Genomic DNA, 25275 nt, shown 5'->3' with positions numbered 1-25275 from the left:
GCACGGGTGGTGGCCTGACTTTCTGGATGAAAAGTGGCTCTGGCGCTTTAAGGAAAAGCGCTAGCAGCTATTCATTTTGTAGCAAATGAATGGGGAGGTTGCTCGGTGGAGCCGTGGCGGCTATGCTCAAGAATAGCTGATTTTTTATACAGCTTATTCTTGCGCATGAAGGTGGAACGCCTATGAAAATCCTGCCCGCTGAATTCGATGGTCAAGCCATCCGCCGTACGTACGACGAGAGCACCGAGACGTGGTGGTTCTCGGTGGTTGACGTGGTGCAGGTGCTGACGCAACAGGCTGACTATCAAACCGCGCGGAAATACTGGAACCAGCTGCGGCGGCGCCTTTCTGCCGAGGGCAGTCAGTCGGTGACAGCGTGTCACCGACTGAAGTTGCCTGCTGCCGACGGGAAAAACTACCTCACTGACGTTGCCACGGCAGAAATCTTGCTGCGCCTGGTTCAATCCATCCCCAGCCCCAAGGCCGAGCCCATCAAGCTGTGGCTCGCCAAGGTGGGCTACGAGCGCATGCAAGAGATGGCCGACCCCGCCCTGTCGCTCGACCGTGCCCGCCAGACCTGGCAGCAGCATGGCCGCAGCGACAAGTGGATCCAGCAGCGCATGACGGGGCAGGAAACCCGCAACAAGCTCACCGACTACTGGAGTGAGCACGACATCAAGGCGGGCAGCGAGTTCGCCATCCTCACCAACATCATTCACCAGGAATGGTCGGGCCTGAGCGTGGCGCAGCACAAGGAAAAGAAGGGGCTGGCCAGCCACAACCTGCGAGATCACATGAGCGAGGCCGAGCTCATCTTCACCGCCCTGGCCGAGCTATCGACCCGCCAGATTGCCGAGAGTGTGCAGGCCAGGGGCATGGTTGAAAACAAAACCGCCGCCAAGACCGGCGGAAGCATTGCGCGCCAGGCCCGCAACCAGCTGGAGGCACAGACGGGCAAATCGGTGGTGACCGGGGCCAACTACCTGCCCCCGCCGGTGCCTGAGGCGCCCAGATTGACCCGGGTTACCAAGGCCGACAAAGCAGCAAAACCGCCCCAGGTCAACAAGGCACCCAGGAAGACGTAGCGGGTCGCCGACCTTGCCAAACGCCACGGGCTTGCCAAGAGTGGATTGCGAAGCCGCTGCCATCTTGAGCCAGAGCATCCAGCCGCCCCGCCGTTTGGGGATGAAGGATTGAAACAAAGCGTCGGTACCGCATCGGTGTGCGGCCTGGGCCTACAGCGGGCGGCGATCTGCGGAACTAGGGTGGCAGGACACCACCGTCCCCACATCGTTCTTACAAGGCCCGCATGACATCAACCCCACCTGGTCGCCGCATAGAAGAGGAAAACGTCGTCCCCTCTGCCCCCGTGCCCGCCCGTACCGAGCGCCGCACCGACACCACCAGCCGGCCGCAAACGCCGGGCAGCGGGCCCGAAGACCTGTCGGGCCCCGAAGGCCGCCTGCCGCACGAGCGCGATGAGGCCACCGCGATGACGGGCGGCATCCAGTCTGAAGATGGGAAGCAGGCTTTCAAGGACCTGGAGCGGGGCTTGAAGGACACCGACAAGGGCCCGGCGATGGACCGTGCTTATCAGCAGCAAAAGACCTAGAGCGCCGGTGGGTGCGAGCCCACAGTGAGCATCAGATTGCTATAAATTGCATAGCAATGTAGGCAAATGAAACAAGCGCCTCCGACCGATTTGGCCTGATTTTCATGCTGCGGGCGCTGCGGGCCAGCCCTGCGGCAGGCGCCTACCCCCGCTCGCGCAGCGCCCGCTCAATGCGGTCGCGCCGCACCGTGGTCTTGGGCACCTTGAACGGGAACCACGTGCGCACGTCTTCTTCCAGCCCGATGCCGTGCATGTAGTTGTAGATCGCCTTCTTGAGCGCGCCGCCCAGCGCGTCGTGGTCCACGCCCGTGGGGTCGATGAAAGCCACGTCGTTCTTGGCAAAGTCGCCCGGCGGCAGCGGGGCTAAGGTCACACCGTATTCCTCGGGGTTCTTGCCGACGGGTGAGTGCACGGTGCAGGCAAACCGGTGGAAGAACCCGCTCTGGATGCAGCCGTTGGCAAACAGCTGGCGCACGTATTCGAGCGCGTCCACCGTATCTTGCACTGTCTGCGTGGGAAAGCCGTACATCAGGTACGCATGCACCAGGATGCCCGCGTCGGTAAATGCCTTGGTCACGTGCGCCACCTGGTCTACCGACACGCCTTTTTTCATCAGCGTGAGCAGCCGGTCAGATGCGACTTCGAGCCCGCCCGAAATCGCGATGCAGCCGCTGTCGGCCAGCAGCTCGGCCAGCTCGGGCGTGAAGGTTTTTTCAAACCGCACATTGCCCCACCAGCTGATGCCCGCATTGCGTGCGATCAGCTCGGTGGCAAGCGCCTTCAGCGCCTTGGGCGGCGCGGCCTCGTCCACAAAGTGAAAGCCCGTCTGCCCCGTTTCGCGCACGATCTGCTCGATGCGGTCGGCCAGCACCTCGGCGCTGGCGCCTTCGTAGCGGCTGATGTAGTCCAGGCTCACGTCGCAGAAGCTGCACTTCTTCCAGTAGCAGCCGTGCGCCACGGTGAGCTTGTTCCAGCGCCCGTCGCTCCACAGGCGGTGCATGGGGTTGAGCATGTCCAGCAGCGACAGATACCGGTCTAGCGGCAGGCCGTCCCAGGTGGGCGTGCCCACCTCGGCAAAGGCGATGTCGGCTTCCATCATGTTGATGTACTGGACCTGCCCTTCATCGCTGCGCGCAAACGTGCGCACCAGCCGCTGCCGCCCGCGCTCGCCGCGCAGGTGCTCCAGCAGCGCCAGCAGCGGGCGTTCGCCCGCGTCCAGCGTGACGAAATCAAAGTAGTCGAACACGCGCGGGTCGGCCAGCTCGCGCAGCTCGGTGTTCACAAAGCCGCCGCCCAGCAGCAGCGCCACGCCGGGGTAGCGCGCCTTGATGGTCTGCGCAATGCGAAACGCCGCATACACCGAGCCCGGGAACGGCACCGACAGCAGCACCACGTCGGGCCGGTGGCGCTCCATGGCCTCCAGCGTGAGCAGGGCCAGCATGTCGTCCACCAGAGTGGGCGGCGCGGCGAGTGCATTCGCCAGCGGGTCGAACGTGGGCTGGCTGCCCGCCAGCGACTCGGCGTAGCGCACAAACTCAAAGCGCTCGTCCACCGCATCGCGCAGCACATCGGCCAGGTCGTTCAGGTACAGCGTGGCCAGGTGCTTGGCTTTGTCGTGCAGGCCCAGGGCGCCAAACGCCCAGCCCAGCGGGTCGCCGCCTTCGTCGTCCACATACACATCCAGCGTGGCAAAGCGCGGGCCCTCGGGCAGGTAGTTGCGGCCCACGATGCGGTGCGCCAGGGTGCTGTCGCGCCCCTGCAAAAAGGCGATGGCGGGGCCGATGGTGGCGAGGTAGCGGTCCTTCTGTGCCGCAAAGCTTTGCACGGCGGGGCTGCGCTTTTTGGGCAGCAGCGCATCCACCGTGGCAGCCACGGCGCGCAGGCCTTCGGGTGACAGCAGGCGCAGCACGAGCGCCAGCGCCAGGTCCTCCTGCACGGCATCTACCCCGCGCGAACGCAGGAAGCCCGTCAGGTAGGCGGTAGACGGGTAGGGCGTGTTCAGCTGCGTCATCGGCGGGATGACGGAGAGAACGCGCTGGCTGGGAACGGGGGCTAAGGCGGCGGCAGACATGGTGTGGGCGGGGGCAGTGCGGTGCCGCCGCGGGGCCGGGGGCAGGAAAGGCCCTGATTATCCGGGCGAGGCGGTATCCCTTGCCCGCGTGCGCCACGGCGCGATGCCATCGCTGGCAGTGCTGATGTGCCCTGTCAGCGCCTGAGCAGGCCGCCCACCACACGGGCGGCAGCGCGGATCTCGCCATCGTCGTACCCCGCATAGCCAAAAAGCCAGCCCCGGCGCGGCGACTGCATCACGTAGCGCGACAGCGGGGCCAGCATCACGCCCGCCGTGTGGGCGCGGCGGCTCAGGGGCTCGTCGTCGATGCCTTCGGCCACCTCGTGCAGCAGCTGCATGCCGCGGTCGCTCGGCTGCAGCTGCAGCGCGCCGTCGCTGGCATCGGCCAGGGCGTCGATCAGCACGGCCTGCCGGTGCGGGTACAGCTCGCGCATGTGCCGCAGGTGGCGCAGCAGGTGGCCTTCGGCAATGAAGCGGGCCAGCACGGCCTGCGTGTCGCCGGGGGCGTGCCGGTCGGTGATGGCCCGGGCCATCGCGAAGGCATCGACCAGCGCGGGCGGTACCACCACAAACCCCAGGCGCAGGCCGGGGTGCAGCGTCTTGCTGAAGGTGCCTACGTACAGCACGCGCTCGGAGCCCGGCAGGCTGCACAGGGCAGGCACGCGCTGCGCAGCACCGCCGTACTGGAACTCGCCGTCGTAGTCGTCCTCCACCACCCAGGCATCGTGCGCGCGGGCCCATTGCAGCAGCGCCTGCCGCCGCGCCAGCGGCATGCCCACGCCTGTTGGGAACTGGTGCGTGGGCGTGACCACGGCCATGCGCGCAGCGGGCCACAGTGCTGCACCTTCGTCAACGCGCAGGCCCTCGCCATCCAGCGGCACAGGCCGCGCCAGCGCGCCGTGGCCCAGCAGGCTGGCGCGGATGCCGGGGTAGCCCGGGTCTTCCACCAGCACCTCGTCGCCCACGTCCAGCAGCAGCCGCGCAATCAGATCAATGCCTTGCTGCGAGCCCGAGCACACCACCACCTGCGCTGCGTCGCAGCGGATGCCGCGCGAGGCCCACAGCCACTGCGCCACGGCACTGCGCAGGTCGGGGTTGCCGGCAGGGTCCAGGTACTGGGCGCAGTCGCTGCGCTGGCGGGCGCTGGCCTGCCGCGCCAGGCGGTCCCACAGCGCAAACGGAAACGTGGCTACCTCGGGCGCGCCGATGCGAAACGCCCGCGCCGCCACATGCGGCGGGCGCCAGCGGGCCGCCGTGTCGGCAATGAGCTGCCCGCGGCGCGACAGCCCGCGCGGCGGGGCCACCAGCCCCTGCGCCTGGCCCGCCGTGGCCGTGGCGGTGACGGCCTGCGCCACGTAGGTCCCGTCGCCCACGCGGGCCTGCACATACCCCTCGGCCTGCAGGCGCTGCACGGCCCACAGCACGGTGTTGCGCGACACGCCCAGCGCACTGGCGTGCTCGCGCGAGGGCGGCAGCCGCGTGCCCGCGCGCAGGCTGCCCTGCTCGATGGCGCGGCGCAGTTGCTCGTACACCTGCTGGCGCAGCAGCGGGGCTGCCGCGGTGGTGTTTTTGCTGTGAGGATTGGCTCCGGCACGCGGCATCGATTGGCCCTCTCGTTCGCTGAATTCGATCCTAGACTGGAGGGCCATTCTAGGCAGCTTGCCCCCGGCAGGCTGCATTCCTTCACGCATCTACACCGGTATTGCCCATGGCCTCCACCCACACCGCCACCGTTTCCTGGCAACGCGGCAGCGACGATTTTCTGGACAAGCGCTATCACCGCGGCCACCAGTGGCAGTTTGATGGCTGGGCCACGGTGGCCGCGTCGTCGTCGCCGCATGTGGTGCCCGTGCCGTATTCCGACCCCGCCGGGGTCGACCCGGAAGAAGCGTACGTGGCCGCGCTGGCCAGCTGCCACATGCTGTGGTTTCTGGACCTGGCCAGCCGCGCGGGCTGGCGGGTGGACGACTACACCGACGATGCGGTGGGCACCATGGGCCACGACGACCAGGGGCGCCTGGTGGTCACCCACGTACAGCTGCGCCCCGTCACGCGTTTTGACGCCGCCCATGCCCCGACGCAGGCGCAACTGCAAGACCTGCACCACCGCGCCCATGCGGCGTGTTTTCTGGCCAACTCGGTGCGCACGCATATCGACTGCGCACCCGTGCTGGCCATCACCGCCACCGAAAGCCAGGCATGACCATTGCCAACCGCCAGTTCCAGGTAGCCGACCCCGCCGTGCTGCACGCCCTGGTGCGCAGCCAGCCGCTGGCCACGCTGGTCATTGCGCACGAAGGCGCCCTGCACGTCAACCATGTGCCGCTGTACCTCGACCCCACGCGCGGCCCGCACGGCACGCTGGTGGGCCATGTGGGGCGCGGCAACGGCGTGTGGCCGCTGCTGCCGCAGCACGCTGTGGCCGTGTTTCACGGGCCGCAGGCGTATGTATCGCCCTCGTGGTACCCGTCCAAGGCCATCGACGGCAAGCGGGTTCCCACCTGGAACTACGCCACCGTGCACGCCCACGGCAGCCTGCACGCCTTTGACGACGCCACGCGCCTGCGCGCCGTGCTGCACACGCTGAGCGAGCACCACGAGGCACACCGCACGCACCCCTGGCGCGTTGACGACGCCCCGCCCGACTACATCGACAAAATGCTCGGCGCCATCGTGGGCGTGGAGCTGGCCGTGGAGCGCTGGGAGGGCGTGTGGAAGATGAGCCAGAACCGCAGCGACGCGGATCGCGCGGGCGCGGTGCAGGGGCTGCTGGATGAAGGCACGGCGAGGGCTGCAGAGGTGGCGGGGCTGATGCGGGGGTGAGGCGACAACACCCGTTGGATTGCTATGTTTGTGATAGCTGTCCGGCATTGATTTGCAAGCGCTACCGGCCTGTATGACTTGAAAAAGCGCGGTGCAGGGCTGCGGCCACCCTCCGCACCGTTCGGGCTGGGCCTGTCGAAACCGTGCGCAACGCTTTCGCAGGATCAGCCTGAACGGGCGTTCACGCCAATCACCCCTCCAGCATCTCCACCCGCATCGACACCACAGGCCCCGCCACCGCCGGGTGCGCAGCCAGCGCATGCACAGCCAAATCCACGGTGGCCTGCGCAACGGCATCCGTCAGCACCAGCACCTGCGGCCCGGCGCTGGCGGGCAGCGCCTTCTCGCACGCCAGCTCCGCACGGGCCACGGGCAGATTCTGCGCGGCAAGCCACGCCCACACCTCGCTGACCTGCTGCGCGCTGTGCACCGGCACGCGCAGGTAGTGGCGCGTGTGCACGGCAGCGCGGGGCAGCACGGCCAGCTGCTCGTCCACCGCGTGGGCATGGAAGCCCAGGTGCGGCACGCGTTGCGCGGCGTGCGTGCCAGCCAGCCGCGCCACGTCCACCAGGTCGGCAATCACGGCCGATGCCGTTTGCTCCGACCCCGCGCCCGCGCCGTAGAACATCGTCACGCCTGCCGCGTCGCCCTTCACCATTACCGCGTTCATCGAGCCGTGGACCTGCGCCAGCAGGTGCGTGGCTGGCAGCAGGGCGGGCTGCACGCGCAGCTCCACGCCGTCCACGTCACCGTCATGGCGGCGCCGGGCCACGCCCAGCAGCTTGATGCGGTAGCCCAGCTGCTCGGCGCAGGCCACGTCCAGCCCTTGCAGGCGCGTGATGCCTTCGACCTGCGCCTCGGCAAAGCGCACCGGCATGCCAAACGCATTGGCTGCCAGCAGCGTGATCTTGTGCGCGGCGTCGATGCCTTCGATGTCGAAGGTGGGGTCGGCCTCGGCGTAGCCCAGCGCCTGGGCTTGTGCCAGCGCCTCGGCAAAGCCCAGCCCTTCATCGCGCATCTTGCTCAGGATGAAATTGGTGGTGCCGTTGATGATGCCCGCCACCCATTCGATGCGGTTGGCCGTGAGGCCCTCGCGCAGCGCCTTGATGATGGGGATGCTGACCGCCACCGCGCCCTCGTACGCCACGGCCACGCCGTGCTGGCGGGCGGCGGCAAAGATCTCGTTGCCGTGTGTGGCCAGCAGGGCCTTGTTGGCGGTGACCACATGCTTGCCCGCGCGGATGGCGGCCAGCACCCAGTCGCGCGCGGGGCCAGTGCCGCCGGCCACTTCCACCAGCACGTCCACCTCGGGGTGGGTGGCGACCTGCATGGGGTCGTTGGTCAGGGCCACATCGGTGCCCACCACGCCCATGGCGCGCGACAGGCTGCGGGCGCACACCACCACCAGCTTGATGCCACGCCCGGCGCGCGCCGCAATCAGCGCCTGGTTGCGCGCCAGCACACGAAAGGTGCCTGCGCCCACTGTGCCAATGCCGATCATGCCCACGCGCAGCGGGCGCGTGGCGCCCATGGGGGCCGCATCAGCAGCTACGCAAGCGTTGATGGGGGCAGCATCAGCCAAGGGCTGGACGGGATCGCGGTACATGGGCTTCTCCAGACAGTGAACAGTCAGACAAAACGGACGACAGAAAAACAAAAACCCAGCTGCCAGAGCTGGGTTTCATTCGGTCATTCGTCTTGCGGAGAAGAGAGAGCGATCACCAGGTGGCTGCCGGAACGGCCACCTGCGCGTGCTCAGGTGGCCGCGGTGGTAATGGTGGTAATCATTCGTGCACCCATTGCCCGTTTTGCCCGCGAGAACGCAGACAGCATCATGCCCATGCCCTGGGGGGCTGCGGCGTGTGCGAAGGGTGTGGAATTGAACGACATGAGGGGCGCAGTCTACCCGAGCGCCCCGGGTGGCCGTCAAGCGCGGTGGCCGGGGTGTTGCGCGCAGGTACCCTGGCGGAGATGGGTGCGTGGCTTGTCGTAGATGTGTTGCTATGCATGTAATAGCTAAACAGGCATATGAATCAAGCGCTGCAGGGCTAAAACGCTTCAAATCAGCTGTTGCGAGGCACTTTCCAGTGCCTTGCAGGCTGCGCATGCCGCTGTGCTCGCCCCGTCCTTCAACCCTGCCCGGGCCCGATGCCCAGCTCGGCCAGCAACGCCATCGCCCCGGCGGGCGCGCGCTCCTTCGCGCCGTTGATGAAGTACACAAACACATCGCGCGGCCGCTCGCCGCCCGTCCAGCTGCGCACACCCTGCGCCCACGCCGCCAGCGCATCAGCCGGGTAGCCCGTGGGCACTTCGGCCTGCCCGCGCATCAGCCGCAGGTAGGCAAACTCCGCCTCGGCATCGGCAATGGCCGGGAATGTGTCGGAATCGCTGCACACCGGCACGCAGCCGTAGCGGCGCGCCAGCGCGATGAAGGCGGGCGTGGCAAAGCTGGCGTGCCGCACATCCAGCGCATGGCGCAGCGTGCGGCCGTCTACCGTGCGCGGCAGCAGCGCCAGAAAGGCCTCGAAGTCCGTCGCATCGAACGCCTTGGTGGGCATGAACTGCCACACGATGGGGCCAAGCTTGTCGCCCAGCGCGGTGATGCCACTGTCGACAAACCGCCGGATCGAATCGCCTGCCTCGGCCAGCACGCGCCGGTGTGTGGCATAGCGCGGTGCCTTCAGCGAGAACATGAATCCATCGGGCGTTTCACTGTGCCACCTGGCAAACGTAGCGTGCTTGAAGGTGCTGTAGAACGTGCCATTGACTTCAATGGATGTGAGCTGTCGGCTGGCGTAGTGCAGCTCCTGGCTGTGCGGCAGGCCTGGCGGGTAGAAGTGGCTGCGCCAGGGCTCGTACGTCCAGCCGCCAATGCCGATGCGGATGCGTGTTGGCTGAGAGGGATGCGCGGTGGGTTCCACGGTCGTGCTCCTGGTGGGCGGGCTCACGCGGTCATTCTGGCAGCGGCCTTTGGCAGGCACGGCGCTGGTGCGCGGCCCGCGCGGTGATGCGCCTGCCGCGTCAGCCTGCGGGCGAAGTCAAGTCGATGCAGGTGCCGGGCGCACTGGCGCCAGCGCCGCACGGCCCACCTGCTCTCAGCTTGCCAGTGTCGCGCTGAGCGTGATCTCTGGCACGGCCGCGAGCGCTTTTGACAGCGGGCAGTTGGCCTTGGCATCTGCCGCCATTTTCTGGAACGTGTCTTCGTCCATGCCCGGCACCTTGGCCGTCAGCGTGAGCGCAATGCGGTCGATCACAAACCCGTCGCCATCCTGCGCGAGCCGCACGCTAGCGGTGGTGTCCACCATCTCGGTGGCAAAGCCGGCCTTATCGGCCGCAAACGAAAACGCCATGGTGAAGCACGCCGCGTGCGCCGCGCCCAGGATCTCTTCGGGGTTGGTGCCCTTGCGGTCGTCCGCAAAGCGGCTGGCAAAACCATACGGGTACTGTTGCAGCGACCCAGTCTCGGTGCTGATCTGGCCCTGGCCGGCCTTGCCGGCGCCTACCCAGTGAACACTGGCCTTTTTCTCTGACATGCGGGGCTCCTTGATGCGTGTGCTTGCGGGAGTGCAAAGCCACTGTGCATCACACCATGCGCACCGGGCCCTGCGGTGTGGGACAAAACCGTTTTGGGTGACCGGCTGTCCACCAGTGCATAGCCCGCATTGCGCCCCTCTTCAATCCTCGTCGGCCCCGTCTGCACCCGCAGCGCCCGGCTGCCGCACCATGCTGATCGCATGAAACGGGCACCGCATGGCGCACAGCGCGCACCCGGTGCAGCCACCCGCGTCATGCAGCTGCGACCGCTTGGGCCCCCAGCGGCCCTCGCCCAATACCTGCAGCGACAGCACATGCGGCCCGCAGACGGCCACGCACCAGCCGCAGCCGGTGCAGCGGGCGGGATCTATGCGGGGCAGCGCCTTGGCGCGTGGGGCAGACATGGGTGGTGGTGGGTAATGGCTTGCGGCTTGCGCATCGCACACCTGCTGGCTGGGCAGGCATGCATGCCAACGTGCCGCAAGCGTAATGCCGCCCGGTGCTACATGCCAGCCCGGGTGTGTTGCCCGCCCACAGCGTAGCGCCATTGGCCCCATCGCTGCGAAGGTGCCGCTCGCCCGGCAGAATTGCTGCATGCCTGCCACCTTGCCCCAGCCCGAGCCCAACGCGCAAGGCCCCGCCGTTGCATCCGCCAGCGGCACCACGCCAGCGCCGCGCACACCACAGCCGCTGAGCGCAGGCGACATCTCGCGCATCGTGGAAATGGCCTGGGAAGACCGCACACCCTTTGAAGACGTGGAACGCGAATACGGCCTGCCCGAGGCCGAAGTCATCGCCCTCATGCGCCGCACCATGAAGCCATCGTCGTTTCGCATGTGGCGCAAGCGCATGGCCGGGCGGCAGACCAAGCACCGCGGCCTGAACGAGGCGCGCCGGGCTGGCTGAAGGCTGGGATTTGCGAGGCCCGCAACCGCAGCGCGCCGGGTAAGCTACCCCGCTGGTTGCAAGCCCCCTGATCGCGTTAGCGCGTGCCGCCCGCAGCGGCATTGCCCATCTGCCCCTGCAGCACCGCCACCAAGTGGTGCCTGGCCTCTGCCAGCTGGGCCTTGTCGGCATCGTGCACCTTGCGGAAAAACGCCGCGCACTCTGCCGAGCCCGCTGCCTCGGCATCCTTGATGTACTGGTCGTAGGCATTCAGCGCCTGGGCCTTGTTCTGCATCAGCGCAATCCAGTCATAGGCCAGGTTGCTGAGCGGGTGCGAATCGGTGGTGTGTTCGTTCATGAGAACCTCTGTGTGAAGGCGCGCACCGAAGCGCGCGCAATGGAATAAACAAAAAAGGGGCCCGACAGTGCTTGCCGGCCCCTTTGCGCGCAGTCGATCGGTTAACGGCCGTCGCGGTCTGAATCGCCCGGAATCGCGCGCTCGGCCGCGTTGCCCACGCGGTGCCATGCATCGCGGGTGGCGTGCTTGGCGTGCTCCCATTCCATCGAAGAGCTGCCCCGCGCCGTGCTCCAGTCGCGGCTCAGCTCGGGCTCCACCTCGTCAAAAGAACGGTCGGGGTACTTGGTATACGAGTCAGCCCCATAGCGGTAGGCCGGCTGGTACTCGTCATACGTCTTGCCGCCGGTCACGTAAGGGCGCGACGAATAGTTGTCGCGCCAGTAGTTGTCCTCGACCACCGGGTCTACCTTGGCATTGCGGCCCATCACGGCCCCGGCCACTGCGCCCACCACGGCACCCACGGCCGCGCCCACAGGCCCGGTCATGCCGCCCGCCAGCGCCCCTGCGGCCGCGCCGCCTGCTACTCCACCCACTGCGCCACCGGCTACAGCGCCCATGCCAGTCTTGCCCGCGGTGGGGGTTGTGTTGTTGTCGTTGCGATCACTCATGGTGTGTCCCTTTCAAAAGTGCCAGCCATTGCGGCTTGAGGCCGCTGCAGGCTTGGCGTGTTGCAGATGGGATCACCGTACAGGTGGGGCGCGCTGTGGGGATGCGGCGCAGTTCCCGTTTGGGTGCGGGCGAAGGACTACAGGTGTCGGCGGGGGATGACAGAGCGTGTGTACACGATGCGCGGACCATGAAATTCGAAAATGGCGTTTTCGAATTTCATGGTGGAGTTGGCGGTAGGACGCACCGTTGCGCGGCGCCTTGGCGCTCTGGGCAATTAGCTGTGCTCGCTTCTTCTCGCTCGCTGTTGCGAGCGTTTTGCTGCCGTCAGGGCTCGTCCGACAAGCGACGACGCAAGCGGGAAAGCCGCCACGCCAGTGCGTCCTGCTTGGGAATGAAGCGCGGCTCGTTTGGTAGCAGCAGACTCTTGCCGCTGAGTGCGGTCAGGCGGCCATGGTCGGCAATGCGTTCATCCAGCAGCGGGCTGACATGCCAGCGATAGTCCGGACCCGGAGCAATGAGGTGCCGATCCATTGCCCAATGAAAATCTGGCGTCAGTGCGAGCCCGTTGCGCGGATCGTCGTCCCCTGCCTCACTGAACGGGTGGATGTGGGCTGCTTCGACCATGGTTTCACCGGAGTCCAGAACAAAGCGAACGCCACTCGCTGCGCAACGGTAGTCATAGATCTCGGTGACCACGCGGCGGAATGCGGGATTGCGCACATACAGGGGCGGCGGCGCCTCTGCTGCAATCAGGGGTGACGATTGACGCAGCCGCTGCTCATATCGGCTGACCTCGCCTGCGTGCGCGACCACTTGCCGAAGCTCCTGCAGGCCACGGTCAAACCAGTGCGTTGCGAGCGTTGTGGACAACACTTCCAGCGAGCCTGGTTGGTGCAGCAGGCAAAACAAATCATCGTCCAGCTCCGCCCAGGCAAAGTTGTTCGTGATGTCTGCCATGCTCCTCGCCGTGGTCATCGTCCCGGCCACCGTTTCACGGCCCGGCAACGGCTTCAGATGCCAGAAGCTTGGCTGCCCGCCACGCAACTTCCCGCCCAGATGAAAGAAGGGAAAGTATGGGTTTGCGTGGTCAGTCGGCGTGCGCACCGCGTCGAAGAACTGGTGATAGCGTTCCAAGAGCGTAGGGCCGAAAACCACGCGGTTTTCCGTCAGTACCCCGGCGCGGGCCAAGTCGAAAACGGCGAGCAACATGCACAACTTGTGCGGGCTGGCCCGGCCGTCGCGCACGTTGACGTTGAGCCGCTTCAGGGCCTCTTGGTACGACGAAAGACTCATGGCCAATACTTCGCGCGCTCGGGCAATATCCAACGCACGCCGCCACGCGGGTCGGGCATATCGCCCTCGTACCGTGGAATCAGGTGAATGTGTAGATGCGGCACGGTTTGGCCTGCCATCGGCCCATCGTTGACGCCAACGTTATAGGCAGCGGGCGCAAATTCCCTATGCAGATCCCCCTTCGCAGCCGTCAGCAGTTCAAACAACGCGCTCCACTCGGCTGGTTGCAGATCGAACATCGACCCGACGTGCCTGTGCGGAATGACTAATGTGTGCCCCGGTGAAATCGGAAATGCGTCCCGCACGACCTTGCCGCAGTCGTTCGAAAGCAGGATGCGGCCCTCGGACAGCATGCAAAACGGACAGGGGTTCGACGCTTGCATGGCAGTCGTCATCCGAAACTGGCGCGATAGGTGACGGGGTCCAGATAGCAGTGCTGCGAGATTTCCCCCGCTAGGTCGAACAGGCGCGGCTGCTTTCGGAACTCGAACAGTCGGTACAGGTGAAATTGCTCGGACGCCGTCTTTGAAAACGCCAGCTCGTTGCGCGATACAAAGAACGGAGTGTCTTTCCCGAATGATGTTGTCTTCACCTCGATGAAGCGTTCCTTGCCATCGGATTCGAACGACAACACGTCGTAGCCCAATCCGTCCCCTTTGGACTGGGAAACGTGTTCCACCTTGTCGGCCAGGCGGCTTTGGCCCAGCGCATTGAGCCGCCAGTGCTCGAACTGCAGCACGAATTCCTCACCGGCTAGGCCAAGCGACTGGTTTTGCGCTTCGCGCTGGAGGTAGTCCCGTTTGCCGGGATGACCACTCCAGACCAGCAGCTCTTCCTCGACCTTCAATTGCCTTGCGGGGGGATACACCGATGTCTTCGAAAAGTCATCCATCGAGGGCACTGCTGCGGGGCATTGCACGGCAGCTAGCACGGTCTGGTCCAGCAAGGGATGCGATTGCAACTGAGCGGCTACGGCTTGGGCCAACAAAGCCTGGAAGTTCCACCGCGGCTGGTAACCGCGAATATTTGGCCGGCCCAGGTGGATCAGGATGGCGCTGATGTTGCAATGCTTGAACTCGATCGACCCGTCGCTGCGCCCGTTCAGCTTGCGTTGCAGATTGCGCCGATGCGCGGCCTTGCTGTATGTCTGCCCAGCCAGTTCCAGCGTGAGCATCTGCAGATGATCCGCAACGATCAGTTCAACCTCTTCACGGGACCAGTTCGAGGACATGCTGTCGTACTTTGAGCGGAATTCGTTCAGACCGATATCACTGCTACGAAATCACCCGAAGGCTTTGCGCCCCATGCCCGTGCGATAGCGCCACAACTTGACGATCAGAACGCACGGAAGGGCGCCAATTGCTACGACGTCAAACGTCGATGTTGCCCGCCCGCAGCGCGTTGGTCTCAATGAAATCCCGCCGCGGCTCCACCTCATCGCCCATCAGCATCGTGAACACGCGATCTGCCTCGATCGCATCGTCGATCTGCACGCGCAGCAGGCGGCGCACGGTGGGGTCCATCGTCGTTTCCCACAGCTGCTCGGGGTTCATTTCGCCCAGGCCCTTGTAGCGCTGGCGGCTGGTGGTGCGTTCGGCTTCGGTGATGAGCCACTTCATGGCCTGGCGGAAATCGCCCACCTTTTCTTCCTTTTGCTTCTCGCCCTCGCCGCGCAGGGCCTTGGCGCCCTCGGCCAGCAAGCCGCGGAAGGTTTCGGCGGCTTCGGCCAGGGCGGCGTAGTCGGCGCCGTGCACAAAGTCTTGGGTGATGACGCTGCTCTTGACGTTGCCGTGGTGGCGGCGGCTGATGCGCAGCAGGGGTTTGTCGGTGCGCACGTCAAATTCGCCGGCCACTTCGGCGGGGGCGCCGGTGGTGTTCAGCTCGCGCAGCTTGGCCTGCAGGGCCACGGCGCTGGCTTCGGCTTCGGCCACGGTGTCCAGCTTCAGGCTCACGCCGTCGGCAATGGCGCGCAGTGCCTCGGCGTCCATGAAGTTGCCCAGGCGGGCAATCACGCTTTCGGCGATCTGGTGCTTGCGCGCCAGTTCGGCCAGGGTGTCGCCGGTCAGCGTTTGCGGGTTGGCGCCGCCGGTGGTCACGCTGGCGTGGTTCAGCGCAATGCGCAGCAAGAAGCCGTCGAGCGCGGGGGCGTCTTTCAGGTACAGCTCTTCCTTGCCGGCCTTGACCTTGTACAGCGGTGGCTGGGCAATGTAGATGTGGCCGCGCTCGACCAGCTCGGGCATCTGGCGGTAGAAGAAGGTGAGCAGCAGGGTGCGGATGTGGGCGCCGTCCACGTCGGCGTCGGTCATGATGATGATGCGGTGGTAGCGCAGCTTGGCCACATCAAAGTCGTCGCCGCCGGTGGTGCCACCGGCCTTGCCGATGCCCGTGCCCAGGGCGGTGATCAGCGTCAGGATTTCGTTGCTGGTCAGCAGCTTTTCGTAGCGGGCTTTTTCCACGTTCAGGATCTTGCCGCGCAGGGGCAGGATGGCCTGGAACTTGCGGTCGCGGCCCTGCTTGGCAGAGCCGCCGGCGGAGTCACCCTCGACGATGTAGATCTCGCACATCGCCGGGTCTTTTTCCTGGCAGTCGGCCAGCTTGCCGGGCAGGCCCATGCCGTCGAGCACGCCCTTGCGGCGGGTCATTTCGCGGGCCTTGCGGGCGGCTTCGCGGGCGCGGGCGGCTTCCACGATCTTGCCGCAGATGATCTTGGCGTCGGCCGGGCGCTCTTGCAGGTAGTCGGTCAGCAGCTTGCCCACAATGTCTTCCACGGGGGCGCGCACTTCGCTCGACACGAGCTTGTCTTTGGTCTGGCTGCTGAACTTGGGCTCGGGCACCTTCACGCTCAGCACGCAGCACAGGCCTTCGCGCATGTCGTCGCCGGTCACTTCGACCTTGGCCTTCTTGGCCAGCTCGTGTTCTTCGATGTACTTGTTGATGACGCGGGTCATCGCGGCGCGCAGGCCGGTCAGGTGGGTGCCGCCGTCACGCTGGGGGATGTTGTTGGTAAAGCACAGCACCTGTTCGGTGTACGCGCTGTTCCACTGCATGGCCACTTCCACGCCGATGTGCGTGCCGGGGATGCCGCCATACGTCTCGGCCGGGCGCTCGCCTGCGGCGTAGAACGACGTGGGGTGCAGCACCGTCTTGCCCTTGTTGATGAACTCGACAAAGCCGCGCACGCCACCGGCGCCCGAGAAGTCGTCTTCCTTGCCGCTGCGCTCGTCCTTGAGGCGAATGCGCACGCCGTTGTTCAAGAACGAGAGTTCGCGCAGGCGCTTGGCCAGGATCTCGTAGTGGAAGTCGTTGTTTTCTTTAAAGATGTCCGTGTCGGGCAAGAAGTGCACTTCGGTGCCGCGCTTTTCGGTGTCGCCGGTCACCTTCATGGGGCTGACTTCAAAGCCGTCCACGGTGGACAGCAGGCGGTCTTGTACAAAGCCGCGTGCAAACTCGATCTGGTGCACCTTGCCTTCGCGGCGCACCGTCAGGCGCAGCCATTTGCTGAGCGCATTCACGCAGCTCACGCCCACGCCGTGCAGACCGCCCGATACCTTGTAGCTGTTCTGGTTGAACTTGCCGCCGGCGTGCAGTTCGGTCAGGGCAATTTCGGCTGCCGAGCGCTTGGGCTCGTGCTTGTCGTCCATCTTCACGCCGGTGGGGATGCCGCGGCCGTTGTCAGTCACGCTGATGGAGTTGTCGGTGTGGATGGTGACGACGATGTCATCGCAGTGGCCAGCCAGGGCTTCGTCGATGGAGTTGTCCACCACCTCGAACACCAGGTGGTGCAGGCCGGTGCCGTCGCTGGTATCGCCGATGTACATGCCGGGGCGCTTGCGCACGGCCTCCAGGCCTTCCAGGATGGTGATGGCGCCTTCGCCGTAGCTTTCGCTGGCCCCTGCCTGGTTGGTGTCGATCTTGGCAACCGTGGGCTCCACATGGCCGGAGACGCCGGTGTCTTCGGGCTCGGAAGGAATGCTGTTCTCAACGGTCATGGTGGGCCTTGGGATCCGTGGAAACCGGGGTTTCCAATGTTTTCAATGTCAAATCACGCTGTAGCGCTTGATTTATAAGCACTGACAGCTATCAAAAGCGTAGCGTTTGGGCGTGGCCGGCAAGGTGCCGCGCGCCATGCTAGCCGCAGCCCCCGCACCCCGCCGCAGCGGGCCTAGATGCGCATCGGCATCACGACATACTTGAAGCTGTCGTTGTCGGGGATGGTCATCAGCGCAGAGCTGTTGCCGTCCGAAAGCTCCACCTTCACCATGTCCTGGCCCATGTTGGCGAGTGCGTCGATGAGGTAGGTCACGTTGAAGCCGATCTCGATGGTGTCGCCACCGTAGTCGATGTCCAGCTCGTCCACGGCTTCTTCCTGCTCGGCGTTGTTGGACGCCACGCGCAGCGTGCCGGGCTCCAGGTTCAGGCGCACGCCCTTGAACTTGTCGCTGGTCATGATGGCGGTGCGCTGCAGGCTGGCCAGCAGCGGCGCGCGGCCCAGGGTCACGCTGTTCTTGTGGTTCTTAGGGATCACGCGGTTGTAGTCGGGGAACTTGCCCTCGACCAGCTTGGTGACGAACTCCATGCCGCCAAAGGTGAACTTGGCCTGGTTGTTGGCAAACTGCATCTCGATGTGCGGCTGGTTCTCGCCACCCGCGTCGCTCAGCAGGCGCTGCAGTTCGATCACTGTCTTGCGCGGCAGGATGACTTCCTGCTTGGGCACTTCCACATCCAGCGTGGCGCTGGCAAAGGCCAGGCGGTGGCCGTCGGTGGCCACCAGGCTCAGCTGCTTGCCCTCGGCCACAAACAAAATGCCGTTGAGGTAGTAGCGGATGTCCTGCACCGCCATCGCAAAGCTCACCTGGCCCAGCAGGTCCTTCAGCGTCTTTTGCGGCACGGCAAACACGGGGCCGAAGGCGGCAGATTCCTGCACCAGCGGGAAGTCTTCAGCCGGCAGGCTTTGCAGCGTGAAGCGGCTCTTGCCGCCCTTGAGGATCAGCTTGGACTGGCTGGACTCCAGGCTTACCGTCTGGTCGCCGGGCATGGTGCGCAGAATGTCGATGAGCTTGCGCGCGCCCACGGTGGTGGTGAAGTCGCCGGTGTCGCCGCCCAGCTCGGCCGTGGTGCGGATCTGGATTTCGAGGTCGCTGGTCGTCAGCTGCAGGGCATTGCCCGTCTTGCGGATCAGCACGTTGGCCAGGATGGGCAGGGTATGGCGCCGCTCCACGATGCCCGCCACGGACTGCAGTACCGCGAGAACCTTGTCTTGTGTTGCCTTCAGGACGATCATGTCTTCAACCTCTTGTGGTTTTTGGGACGGTGCTTGGACAGCAGCTGCGCAGGTGGTGCCTCCCCCCGCTGCCTAACCCGCCATTTTGCCCGTTTACCGGGTACTTCCCGCTCGGTGTCTTTCCCACGCGCCGTCAACCCTTCAGGGTCTGTTCCAGCACGTGCAACTGCTGGTTCAGCTCGGTCAGCTGCTGGCGCTCGCCCGATATCTTTCGCACTGCATGCAGCACCGTGGTGTGGTCGCGCCCGCCAAACAGCTCGCCGATCTCGGGCAGGCTCTTTTGCGTCAGCTCCTTGGCCAGGTACATCGCAATCTGGCGCGGGCGGGCAATGCTGGCCGGGCGCTTCTTGCTGTACATGTCGGCGACCTTGATCTTGTAATAGTCGGCCACCGTCTTCTGTATGTTTTCCACGCTGATCTGCCGGTTCTGGATCGACAGCAGGTCGCGCAGCGCCTCGCGGGCCAGCTGGATCGAAATCTCTTTCTGGTTGAAGCGCGAGTACGCCAGGATCTTGCGCAGTGCTCCTTCGAGCTCGCGCACGTTGGAGCGCACGTTCTTCGCCACGAAGAAGGCGACTTCCTCGGGCATTTCGGTGCCTTCGACGCGGGCCTTGTTGATCAGGATGGCCACGCGCATTTCCAGCTCGGGCGGCTCGATGGCGACCGTCAGGCCCGAGTCAAAGCGCGACACCAGCCGCTCGTGGATGTTGGCCAGACCCTTCGGATACGTGTCCGAGGTCATCACGATGTGCGACTTTTTGGCCAGCAGGGCTTCAAAGGCGTTGAAAAATTCTTCCTGCGTGCGGTCCTTGTTGGCAAAGAACTGCACATCGTCGATCAGCAGCAGATCCAGCGAGTGGTAACGCTCCTTGAATTCATCAAAGGTGCGGCGCTGGTAGGCCTTAACCACATCCGACACAAACTGCTCGGCGTGGATGTAGAGAACTTTGGCGTCGGGCTTGTCCTGCAGCAGGCGGTTGCCCACAGCGTGCACCAGGTGGGTCTTGCCCAGGCCCACGCCGCCATAGATGAACAGCGGGTTGTACAAATGGCCTGGCATGCCGGCCACGTGCATTGCGGCAGAACGCGCCATGCGGTTGGCCGTGCCTTCCACCAGGGTCTCGAACGTCAGGGCGGCATTCAGCCGGTTGCGGAAGGCGCCGGCAGAGGCATCGTCGCTGCTGCTGGCGGGGGCGTCGGACTGCTGCTGGGTATTGGAAGCCTCCGGAGCGGCAGGGCGCACATAAGTACGCGCAACGGATTCGCGCTGAGCAAGCGCTAACTCCAGCGTAACGGGCTGGCCGTACAGGCCTTCGAGCAGTGCGGCAATGCGGCCCGCATACTGGGCGCGGATCCAGTCGAGCTTGAAGCGGTTGCCCACCAGCAGCGTCACCTTGGAAAAGTCTTCGGCCACCTGGGCGATCAGCGGCTTGATCCAGGTGTTGAACTGCTGCTCGGGGAGGTCTTGCGCCAGTTGCTCTACGCACGCCTGCCACAGGCCCTGGCCTGCGTCGGAGCCAGTCGATGGAAGGGGGCTGCGGGAGTGTTCCTCGGTCATTTCAGGGAGATTCTTGTTGTGGATAGAGGAACTTGGCTGGGCCGCGGATTGTAGCTTGTCAAGGAGTTATCCACATGCTGGCTGCGCAGGTTGCAGGGCCTGGCGGCAGGGTCTTTTGCCCTGCTGCACGTAGCTTGGCAGCGCGCTCATTGAAGCCCGGTAGCACCCGCACCGGGGCAGCATTGCGGAGTGGACCGGACTTGTAAATTGGGCCCTGGATCCGAAAGGCATTGCCAGCCCGTGTCAAGCCTGCGATAATTTTGGGTTTCCCTGAATGTGTTCAGGGTGATTTGACCCGGCGCGCCGATATTTGCGGCCCCTTCAGGTCTGCCGCCGACGCTGCCATGCAGCGTGTGCAAGCAGCCCCGGGGTTCAAGAGCAGCAGTCCGGAACTGAACCTCAAGGAATAGCATCATGAAACGTACTTACCAGCCTTCCAAGACGCGCCGCGCGCGCACCCACGGTTTCCTCGTCCGCATGAAGACACGCGGCGGCCGTGCCGTTATCAACGCACGCCGCGCCAAGGGCCGCAAGCGCCTGGCTGTCTAAGGCCAACCGGTCTACAGCCTGCTCCCCGCCTGCTGCCGGTCTCTACCGACAGATGACAAACGGGGTGCCTGCATGCAACGGCTGAAAACCCGTCCGCAGTTCCAGGCCGCCATGGCGGGAGGCACTGTCTCCCGCACTGCGCACTTTGCGCTGCACCGTCTGGTGCTGGATGCGGGCAGCGGTGCACACCGTTCCCCAGCCAGCGAACCCACAGGGCCCGGCTCCTTGCCTTCACAGCAAGGGCCGCAGGCCCTGTTTGCCGTGCAGGGCGTGTGGCTGGGTGCCATGGTTCCCAAGCGGTGGGCCAAGCGTGCGGTGACGCGCAATGCCATCAAGCGGCAGATCTACACGGTAGGCGCAACATTCGAGGCACGGCTTCCGCAGGCAGCGCACGTGGTGCGCTTGCGTACGGGCTTTGACCGCAAGCAGTTCAAAAGCGCCGTTTCCGACCCGTTGAAAGACGCGGTGCGCGCCGAACTACTGCAGCTGTTTGACCATGCAGCGCGCCGTTCGGCAGGCCCTGCGCCATCGCAGCCTGCTGCGCCCCGCGCCCCAGCGGTAGAGGCACCTGCGCCATGATGATGCAGCGCCTGCTGATGGGCGTGGTCAAGGGCTACCGCCTTTTTCTGAGCCCTTGGCTGGGTTCGGCGTGCAGGTTCGAGCCCACCTGCTCTGTGTATTCGCTGCAGGCGCTTGAAAAGCACGGCGCGGCTGCGGGCAGCTATCTCACGGTGCACCGGCTGGTACGCTGCAATCCCTGGTGCGATGGGGGCCATGATCCGGTCCCGCAACATCTGCCGCGCGGCATGCGCCTGTTCTCGCGGCTCTCCGATTCCGACACCACCACCCAACCATCTTCACCAAAGAAGTCTTCATGAACGACATTCGCCGCACCATCCTGTGGGTGATTTTTGGCTTTTCCATGGTTCTGCTGTGGGACAAGTGGCAGTTGCACAACGGCAACAAGGCCACCTTCTTCCCCACCACACCCGCGGTGACAGCCCCCGCCGCCAATGCGCCTGCGTCTGGCGCCGCAGGTGCAGCCAGCGTGCCGTCGGCATCGTCGGCCAGCGTTCCGGCACCGGCTGCGGTGGCTGCTGCAGCAGGCGCTTCGGCAGTGCCGGGCCAGGCTGCACCCGCTGCCAAGCGCGAGCGCGTGGAAGTGAAGACCGACCTGTACCGCCTCACCTTCGACACCGAAGGCGGCTCGCTGGTGCACGCAGAGCTGCTGCAGCACATCGACATGGCGGACAAGACGCGCAACTTCCTGCTGCTCGACGAAAGCGCACAGCGCGTGTACGTGGCGCAGACCGGCCTGGTGGGCGGCACCTTCCCCACCCACAAGACGGCCATGACGGCCGTGCCCGGCCCGCGCGAACTCAAGGACGGTGAAGACTCCATCAGCATCCGCTTCGAGTCGCCCGAGCAGGGCGGTGTCAAGCTGGCCAAGACCTGGACGATCAAGCGCGGTGCGTACGACATTGCCGTGAAGCACGAGGTGGTCAACACCGGCAGCACGGCCGTGTCGCCGCAGCTGTATCTGCAGCTGGTGCGTGACGGCAACAAGCCGCCAGGCGAGTCGTCGTTCTATTCCACCTTCACGGGCCCTGCCGTCTACACCGACGCCAAGAAGTACCAGAAGGTCGAGTTCAAGGACATCGAAAACGGCAAGGTCGACATCCCCAAGGATTCGCCCAACGGCTATGTGGCCATGGTGCAGCACTACTTTGCCACTGCCTGGCTGCTGGCCGACGGCGTGCAGCGCGAGCTGTTCACCCGCAAGGTCGACACCAACCTGTACTCGGTGGGCATGCTCACGCCGCTGGGCAGCATCGAACCCGGCGCCACCAAGGCCATTGACGCGCGCCTGTTCGCGGGCCCGCAGGTCGAGACCATGATGGAAAAGCTCAGCCCCGGCCTCGAGCTGGTCAAGGACTACGGCTGGCTGACCATCCTGTCCAAGCCTTTGTACTGGCTGCTCGACCAACTGCACAAGATTCTGAACAACTGGGGCTGGGCCATCGTGGCGCTGGTGCTGCTGCTCAAGATCGCGTTCTACTGGCTCAACGCCAAGGCCTACGCCAGCATGGCCAAGATGAAGGCCATCAACCCCAAGATCATGGAGATGCGCGAGCGCCTCAAGGACAAGCCGCAGCAGATGCAGCAGGAGATGATGCGCATCTACCGCGAGGAGAAGGTCAACCCCATGGGCGGCTGCTTCCCCATCATGATCCAGATCCCCGTGTTCATTGCGCTGTACTGGGTGCTGCTGTCCAGCGTCGAGATGCGCAACGCGCCCTGGATCGGCTGGATCAAGGACCTGTCCACGCCTGACCCGTTCTTCATCCTGCCCTTGCTGATGACGGTGAGCTCGCTGGTGCAGACCGCGCTGAACCCCGCGCCACCGGACCCGCTGCAAGCCAAGATGATGTGGTTCATGCCGCTGATCTTCAGCGTGATGTTCTTCTTCTTCCCGGCCGGCCTGGTGCTGTACTGGCTGACGAACAATATCTTGTCGATTGCGCAGCAGTGGATCATCAACACCCGCATGGGTGTTCCCCCGCAGTTCAATCTGCCCAAGTTCAAGTGACCTTCGCCACTGAACACCAAGGCCGCGCAAGCGGCCTTTTTCATTCGCGTCCCCGTTAAAGTCACGCCCATGCTTGCACGCCACCACGACCCTGTTGTTGCCATTGCTACTGCGCCAGGTCGTGGTGCCGTGGGCATCGTTCGCGTGTCGGGCCGCGGGCTGGGTGCGCTGGTGCAGGCGCTCTGCGGCCGCTCCCTGAAGCCCCGCGAGGCCACTTATCTGCCGTTTCGCGATGCGCAGGGGCAGCCTATCGACCAGGGCCTTGCGCTGTACTTCCCCGGCCCGCACAGCTACACCGGCGAAGATGTTCTGGAGCTGCAGGCGCACGGCGGCCCGGTGGTGTTGCAGTTGCTGCTGGCCCGCTGCCTGGAGGCCGGTGCCGCCATCGACGCCGCCACCGGCCAGCCGACCTTGCCCGGCCTGCGTGTGGCCCAGCCGGGCGAGTTCACCGAACGCGCCTTCCTCAACGACAAGATCGACCTGGCGCAGGCCGAGGCCATTGCCGACCTGATCGATGCCAGCACCGAGGCCGCGGCGCGCAGCGCCAGCCGCTCGCTCACCGGCGCGTTCTCGGAAGAAATCCACGGCCTGCGCGATGCGCTCATCCACCTGCGCATGCTGGTGGAGGCCACGCTGGACTTCCCCGAAGAGGAAATCGATTTCCTGCGCAAGGCCGACGCGCACGGCCAGCTGTCCAGGCTGCAGCAAACGCTGGCGCGGGTGATGCAGCGTGCGCGGCAGGGTGCGCTGCTGCGCGAAGGCATCAAGGTGGTGATTGCGGGCCAGCCCAATGCGGGCAAGAGCTCGCTGCTCAATGCGCTGGCGGGGGCCGAGCTGGCCATCGTCACGCCGATTGCCGGCACCACGCGCGACAAGGTGCAGCAGACCATCCAGATCGAAGGCGTGCCGCTGCACATCATCGACACAGCCGGCCTGCGCGACAGCGACGACGAGGTGGAGCGCATTGGCATCGCCCGCGCGTGGGACGAGATCGCAGGGGCTGACGCGGTGCTCTTCCTGCACGACCTGTCCCGACAAAATGCTATTGAATACATAGCAGATGAGGCAAATATTGAAAGGGCTCTGGCCCAAAAAGTACCCAAATCGGTTCCTGTGATCGATGTATGGAACAAGCTTGATTGCGCCGGACCGGCCGGGAAGAACGATCAGGCCACGGAGCCGCGGCCTGCAGTGCGGCTGTCGGCGCGCACGGGAGAGGGGCTCGACGCCCTTCGCCGTCTGTTGCTGCAAGTGGCGGGCTGGCAGTCTGCCCCGGAAGGCCTGTACATCGCCCGCGCGCGACACGTTGAAGCCCTGCATGCCGTGGCGGCGCACCTGGACGAAGCGCAAGCGCAACTGCAGGCCCTTGGGCCAGCGCTGGACCTGCTGGCGGAAGAATTGCGCCTGGCCCAGAACGCGCTGAGCGCGATCACTGGCGAATTCACTTCCGATGATCTCCTGGGCGTGATCTTCTCCAGCTTTTGCATCGGAAAGTAGCCTTGCCCCCCGCCGGCCCGCCGTGCGAACGATGTTGTAAACGGAAGTAAACAGTGCTTGTGCGGTATCTGTAACAAGGGTACTTTCGGCGCACCATGAATCTTCCCTCCCCCGTTGCTTCCAAGGTAGACCTCAGCGGGCTCCTTGATGCCATTGCCCAGGCGAGTGCCGACGACAGCATGACCAACCCGCTGGCGCCCGCACAGTGGGACATCCTGTCCTCGTACCTGCTGCCCGTGGTGCTGCCTGCCGGGCAGGTGCTGTTCAGCCAGGGGGCGAACGACCGCACCCTGTACTTCGTGGAAAGCGGCAGCCTCAGCGTGCACTACCAGGACGAGAAAGAGCGCCTGCGCCTGGCCATCGTCGGTGCCGGTTCGGTGGTCGGAGAAGGCGCATTCTTTTCGCACCGGTCGCGCAGCGCCACCGTGCAGGCCAGCGCGCCCTGCAAGCTGTGGAGCCTGACGGCGATCCGTTTTACCGAACTCACGAACCGCCAGCCTGCCATTGCACTGGGCCTGGCGATGGCTGCGGGCTCAGTGCTGGCAAAGCGCCTGGGCAATCGGCGCCGCCGCGTGGCTGCCACCTGACAGGCGGCTGCCAGGGCCGTACGTGCGG

25 protein-coding genes are annotated in these 25275 nt (G+C 65.2%); 11 read left to right on the top strand and 14 right to left on the bottom strand.

The window, feature by feature from the left end:
* Positions 1 to 182 precede the first annotated feature (182 nt).
* Entirely contained in the window at positions 183 to 1085 is a 903-nt protein-coding gene (locus ACTPOI_RS02440; RefSeq protein ID WP_440106053.1) for a BRO family protein, read from the top strand.
* Positions 1086 to 1309: 224 nt separating this feature from the next.
* Positions 1310 to 1612 carry a hypothetical protein gene (locus tag ACTPOI_RS02435; protein ID WP_440106051.1) on the top strand — a complete coding sequence of 101 codons (303 nt, stop codon included), beginning with the start codon at positions 1310 to 1312 and terminating at the stop codon, positions 1610 to 1612.
* A gap of 142 nt (positions 1613 to 1754) precedes the next feature.
* Here the strand turns inward: ACTPOI_RS02435 and ACTPOI_RS02430 are convergent, their stop codons facing one another.
* Positions 1755 to 3623: a B12-binding domain-containing radical SAM protein gene (locus tag ACTPOI_RS02430; protein ID WP_440108246.1), complete on the bottom strand. Its 1869-nt coding sequence runs from the start codon at positions 3621 to 3623 to the stop codon at positions 1755 to 1757.
* A gap of 194 nt (positions 3624 to 3817) precedes the next feature.
* The gene (gene pdxR, locus ACTPOI_RS02425) at positions 3818 to 5284 is read right to left on the bottom strand and encodes a MocR-like pyridoxine biosynthesis transcription factor PdxR (protein WP_440106049.1); all 1467 of its coding nucleotides are present in this window, start codon (positions 5282 to 5284) and stop codon (positions 3818 to 3820) included.
* A gap of 107 nt (positions 5285 to 5391) precedes the next feature.
* On the opposite strand from pdxR, the gene ACTPOI_RS02420 reads away from it, so the two are divergent.
* Positions 5392 to 5886 (top strand): OsmC family protein, encoded by a 495-nt coding sequence (locus ACTPOI_RS02420; protein ID WP_440106047.1) that lies wholly within the window; start codon positions 5392 to 5394, stop codon positions 5884 to 5886.
* On the top strand, positions 5883 to 6506 hold the full coding sequence (locus ACTPOI_RS02415; protein WP_440106045.1) for an FMN-binding negative transcriptional regulator: 624 nt from the start codon (positions 5883 to 5885) through the stop codon (positions 6504 to 6506). Before ACTPOI_RS02420 ends, ACTPOI_RS02415 begins: the two co-directional genes overlap by 4 nt.
* Positions 6507 to 6696: 190 nt before the next feature.
* Here the strand turns inward: ACTPOI_RS02415 and ACTPOI_RS02410 are convergent, their stop codons facing one another.
* The 4 genes from ACTPOI_RS02410 to ACTPOI_RS02395 all read right to left on the bottom strand — a co-directional run bounded on the left by ACTPOI_RS02410 (position 6697) and on the right by ACTPOI_RS02395 (position 10444).
* Positions 6697 to 8112, bottom strand: a complete 1416-nt coding sequence (locus ACTPOI_RS02410) for a homoserine dehydrogenase (RefSeq protein ID WP_440106043.1) — start codon at positions 8110 to 8112, stop codon at positions 6697 to 6699.
* A 523-nt stretch (positions 8113 to 8635) separates the two neighbouring features.
* Positions 8636 to 9427: a DUF72 domain-containing protein gene (locus ACTPOI_RS02405; RefSeq protein WP_440106041.1), complete on the bottom strand. Its 792-nt coding sequence runs from the start codon at positions 9425 to 9427 to the stop codon at positions 8636 to 8638.
* 174 nt (positions 9428 to 9601) lie between these two features.
* On the bottom strand, positions 9602 to 10039 hold the full coding sequence (locus ACTPOI_RS02400) for an OsmC family protein (RefSeq protein WP_440106039.1): 438 nt from the start codon (positions 10037 to 10039) through the stop codon (positions 9602 to 9604).
* 141 nt (positions 10040 to 10180) lie between these two features.
* Positions 10181 to 10444, bottom strand: coding sequence for an ATP-binding protein (locus tag ACTPOI_RS02395; protein WP_440106037.1), 264 nt, complete (start codon positions 10442 to 10444; stop codon positions 10181 to 10183).
* A 190-nt stretch (positions 10445 to 10634) separates the two neighbouring features.
* Here ACTPOI_RS02395 and ACTPOI_RS02390 point away from each other — a divergent pair, with 190 nt between their 5' ends.
* Positions 10635 to 10946, top strand: coding sequence for a TIGR03643 family protein (locus ACTPOI_RS02390; protein WP_440106035.1), 312 nt, complete (start codon positions 10635 to 10637; stop codon positions 10944 to 10946).
* Between the two features lie 76 nt (positions 10947 to 11022).
* On the opposite strand, the gene ACTPOI_RS02385 is transcribed toward ACTPOI_RS02390, so the two are convergent.
* From ACTPOI_RS02385 to dnaA, 8 genes are all read right to left on the bottom strand, one after another.
* Positions 11023 to 11283: a hypothetical protein gene (locus ACTPOI_RS02385; protein ID WP_440106033.1), complete on the bottom strand. Its 261-nt coding sequence runs from the start codon at positions 11281 to 11283 to the stop codon at positions 11023 to 11025.
* A 101-nt stretch (positions 11284 to 11384) separates the two neighbouring features.
* Positions 11385 to 11891, bottom strand: coding sequence for a glycine zipper domain-containing protein (locus tag ACTPOI_RS02380; protein WP_440106031.1), 507 nt, complete (start codon positions 11889 to 11891; stop codon positions 11385 to 11387).
* 325 nt (positions 11892 to 12216) lie between these two features.
* The gene (locus ACTPOI_RS02375) at positions 12217 to 13185 is read right to left on the bottom strand and encodes an HNH endonuclease (RefSeq protein WP_440106029.1); all 969 of its coding nucleotides are present in this window, start codon (positions 13183 to 13185) and stop codon (positions 12217 to 12219) included.
* Positions 13182 to 13568: an HIT family protein gene (locus tag ACTPOI_RS02370; protein WP_440106027.1), complete on the bottom strand. Its 387-nt coding sequence runs from the start codon at positions 13566 to 13568 to the stop codon at positions 13182 to 13184. Before ACTPOI_RS02370 ends, ACTPOI_RS02375 begins: the two co-directional genes overlap by 4 nt.
* A gap of 8 nt (positions 13569 to 13576) precedes the next feature.
* Positions 13577 to 14416, bottom strand: coding sequence for a DUF3883 domain-containing protein (locus ACTPOI_RS02365; protein ID WP_440106025.1), 840 nt, complete (start codon positions 14414 to 14416; stop codon positions 13577 to 13579).
* A 139-nt stretch (positions 14417 to 14555) separates the two neighbouring features.
* Complete coding sequence (gene gyrB / locus ACTPOI_RS02360) at positions 14556 to 17174, bottom strand: DNA topoisomerase (ATP-hydrolyzing) subunit B (protein WP_440106023.1); 2619 nt, start codon at positions 17172 to 17174, stop codon at positions 14556 to 14558.
* 173 nt (positions 17175 to 17347) lie between these two features.
* The gene (gene dnaN, locus ACTPOI_RS02355; RefSeq protein WP_069104216.1) at positions 17348 to 18466 is read right to left on the bottom strand and encodes a DNA polymerase III subunit beta; all 1119 of its coding nucleotides are present in this window, start codon (positions 18464 to 18466) and stop codon (positions 17348 to 17350) included.
* A 133-nt stretch (positions 18467 to 18599) separates the two neighbouring features.
* Positions 18600 to 20024, bottom strand: a complete 1425-nt coding sequence (gene dnaA, locus ACTPOI_RS02350; RefSeq protein ID WP_291517335.1) for a chromosomal replication initiator protein DnaA — start codon at positions 20022 to 20024, stop codon at positions 18600 to 18602.
* Between the two features lie 414 nt (positions 20025 to 20438).
* Between dnaA and rpmH the strand changes: the two genes are divergently transcribed.
* The 6 genes from rpmH (at position 20439) to ACTPOI_RS02320 (ending at position 25247) form a co-directional block, all read left to right on the top strand.
* On the top strand, positions 20439 to 20573 hold the full coding sequence (gene rpmH / locus ACTPOI_RS02345) for a 50S ribosomal protein L34 (protein WP_005798102.1): 135 nt from the start codon (positions 20439 to 20441) through the stop codon (positions 20571 to 20573).
* Between the two features lie 72 nt (positions 20574 to 20645).
* Positions 20646 to 21152: a ribonuclease P protein component gene (locus ACTPOI_RS02340; protein WP_440106013.1), complete on the top strand. Its 507-nt coding sequence runs from the start codon at positions 20646 to 20648 to the stop codon at positions 21150 to 21152.
* The gene (gene yidD / locus ACTPOI_RS02335; protein ID WP_069106452.1) at positions 21152 to 21451 is read left to right on the top strand and encodes a membrane protein insertion efficiency factor YidD; all 300 of its coding nucleotides are present in this window, start codon (positions 21152 to 21154) and stop codon (positions 21449 to 21451) included. Before ACTPOI_RS02340 ends, yidD begins: the two co-directional genes overlap by 1 nt.
* Positions 21448 to 23163 (top strand): membrane protein insertase YidC, encoded by a 1716-nt coding sequence (gene yidC, locus ACTPOI_RS02330; RefSeq protein WP_440106011.1) that lies wholly within the window; start codon positions 21448 to 21450, stop codon positions 23161 to 23163. The genes yidD and yidC overlap by 4 nt, the downstream gene beginning before the upstream one ends.
* A gap of 69 nt (positions 23164 to 23232) precedes the next feature.
* Positions 23233 to 24660 carry a tRNA uridine-5-carboxymethylaminomethyl(34) synthesis GTPase MnmE gene (gene mnmE, locus ACTPOI_RS02325; protein WP_440106009.1) on the top strand — a complete coding sequence of 476 codons (1428 nt, stop codon included), beginning with the start codon at positions 23233 to 23235 and terminating at the stop codon, positions 24658 to 24660.
* 95 nt (positions 24661 to 24755) lie between these two features.
* On the top strand, positions 24756 to 25247 hold the full coding sequence (locus ACTPOI_RS02320) for a Crp/Fnr family transcriptional regulator (RefSeq protein ID WP_440106007.1): 492 nt from the start codon (positions 24756 to 24758) through the stop codon (positions 25245 to 25247).
* Positions 25248 to 25275: the final 28 nt, after the last annotated feature.

The sequence above is a fragment of the Acidovorax sp. BL-A-41-H1 genome, from assembly GCF_051942715.1.
The sequence above is the reverse complement of the archived record's forward strand: the minus strand, read 5'-3'. Positions and strand labels throughout refer to the sequence as shown.

Excerpts from the sequence above, each read along its gene's own strand:
- ACTPOI_RS02440 (WP_440106053.1), top strand. The coding sequence starts at position 183 with ATGAAAATCCTGCCCGCTGAATTCGATGGTCAAGCCATCCGCCGTACG.
- ACTPOI_RS02435 (WP_440106051.1), top strand. The coding sequence starts at position 1,310 with ATGACATCAACCCCACCTGGTCGCCGCATAGAAGAGGAAAACGTCGTC.
- ACTPOI_RS02430 (WP_440108246.1), bottom strand. The coding sequence starts at position 3,623 with ATGACGCAGCTGAACACGCCCTACCCGTCTACCGCCTACCTGACGGGC.
- pdxR (WP_440106049.1), bottom strand. The coding sequence starts at position 5,284 with ATGCCGCGTGCCGGAGCCAATCCTCACAGCAAAAACACCACCGCGGCA.
- ACTPOI_RS02420 (WP_440106047.1), top strand. The coding sequence starts at position 5,392 with ATGGCCTCCACCCACACCGCCACCGTTTCCTGGCAACGCGGCAGCGAC.
- ACTPOI_RS02415 (WP_440106045.1), top strand. The coding sequence starts at position 5,883 with ATGACCATTGCCAACCGCCAGTTCCAGGTAGCCGACCCCGCCGTGCTG.
- ACTPOI_RS02410 (WP_440106043.1), bottom strand. The coding sequence starts at position 8,112 with ATGTACCGCGATCCCGTCCAGCCCTTGGCTGATGCTGCCCCCATCAAC.
- ACTPOI_RS02400 (WP_440106039.1), bottom strand. The coding sequence starts at position 10,039 with ATGTCAGAGAAAAAGGCCAGTGTTCACTGGGTAGGCGCCGGCAAGGCC.
- ACTPOI_RS02395 (WP_440106037.1), bottom strand. The coding sequence starts at position 10,444 with ATGTCTGCCCCACGCGCCAAGGCGCTGCCCCGCATAGATCCCGCCCGC.
- ACTPOI_RS02390 (WP_440106035.1), top strand. The coding sequence starts at position 10,635 with ATGCCTGCCACCTTGCCCCAGCCCGAGCCCAACGCGCAAGGCCCCGCC.
- ACTPOI_RS02385 (WP_440106033.1), bottom strand. The coding sequence starts at position 11,283 with ATGAACGAACACACCACCGATTCGCACCCGCTCAGCAACCTGGCCTAT.
- ACTPOI_RS02380 (WP_440106031.1), bottom strand. The coding sequence starts at position 11,891 with ATGAGTGATCGCAACGACAACAACACAACCCCCACCGCGGGCAAGACT.
- ACTPOI_RS02375 (WP_440106029.1), bottom strand. The coding sequence starts at position 13,185 with ATGAGTCTTTCGTCGTACCAAGAGGCCCTGAAGCGGCTCAACGTCAAC.
- ACTPOI_RS02370 (WP_440106027.1), bottom strand. The coding sequence starts at position 13,568 with ATGCAAGCGTCGAACCCCTGTCCGTTTTGCATGCTGTCCGAGGGCCGC.
- ACTPOI_RS02365 (WP_440106025.1), bottom strand. The coding sequence starts at position 14,416 with ATGTCCTCGAACTGGTCCCGTGAAGAGGTTGAACTGATCGTTGCGGAT.
- gyrB (WP_440106023.1), bottom strand. The coding sequence starts at position 17,174 with ATGACCGTTGAGAACAGCATTCCTTCCGAGCCCGAAGACACCGGCGTC.
- dnaN (WP_069104216.1), bottom strand. The coding sequence starts at position 18,466 with ATGATCGTCCTGAAGGCAACACAAGACAAGGTTCTCGCGGTACTGCAG.
- dnaA (WP_291517335.1), bottom strand. The coding sequence starts at position 20,024 with ATGACCGAGGAACACTCCCGCAGCCCCCTTCCATCGACTGGCTCCGAC.
- rpmH (WP_005798102.1), top strand. The coding sequence starts at position 20,439 with ATGAAACGTACTTACCAGCCTTCCAAGACGCGCCGCGCGCGCACCCAC.
- ACTPOI_RS02340 (WP_440106013.1), top strand. The coding sequence starts at position 20,646 with ATGCAACGGCTGAAAACCCGTCCGCAGTTCCAGGCCGCCATGGCGGGA.
- yidD (WP_069106452.1), top strand. The coding sequence starts at position 21,152 with ATGATGCAGCGCCTGCTGATGGGCGTGGTCAAGGGCTACCGCCTTTTT.
- yidC (WP_440106011.1), top strand. The coding sequence starts at position 21,448 with ATGAACGACATTCGCCGCACCATCCTGTGGGTGATTTTTGGCTTTTCC.
- mnmE (WP_440106009.1), top strand. The coding sequence starts at position 23,233 with ATGCTTGCACGCCACCACGACCCTGTTGTTGCCATTGCTACTGCGCCA.
- ACTPOI_RS02320 (WP_440106007.1), top strand. The coding sequence starts at position 24,756 with ATGAATCTTCCCTCCCCCGTTGCTTCCAAGGTAGACCTCAGCGGGCTC.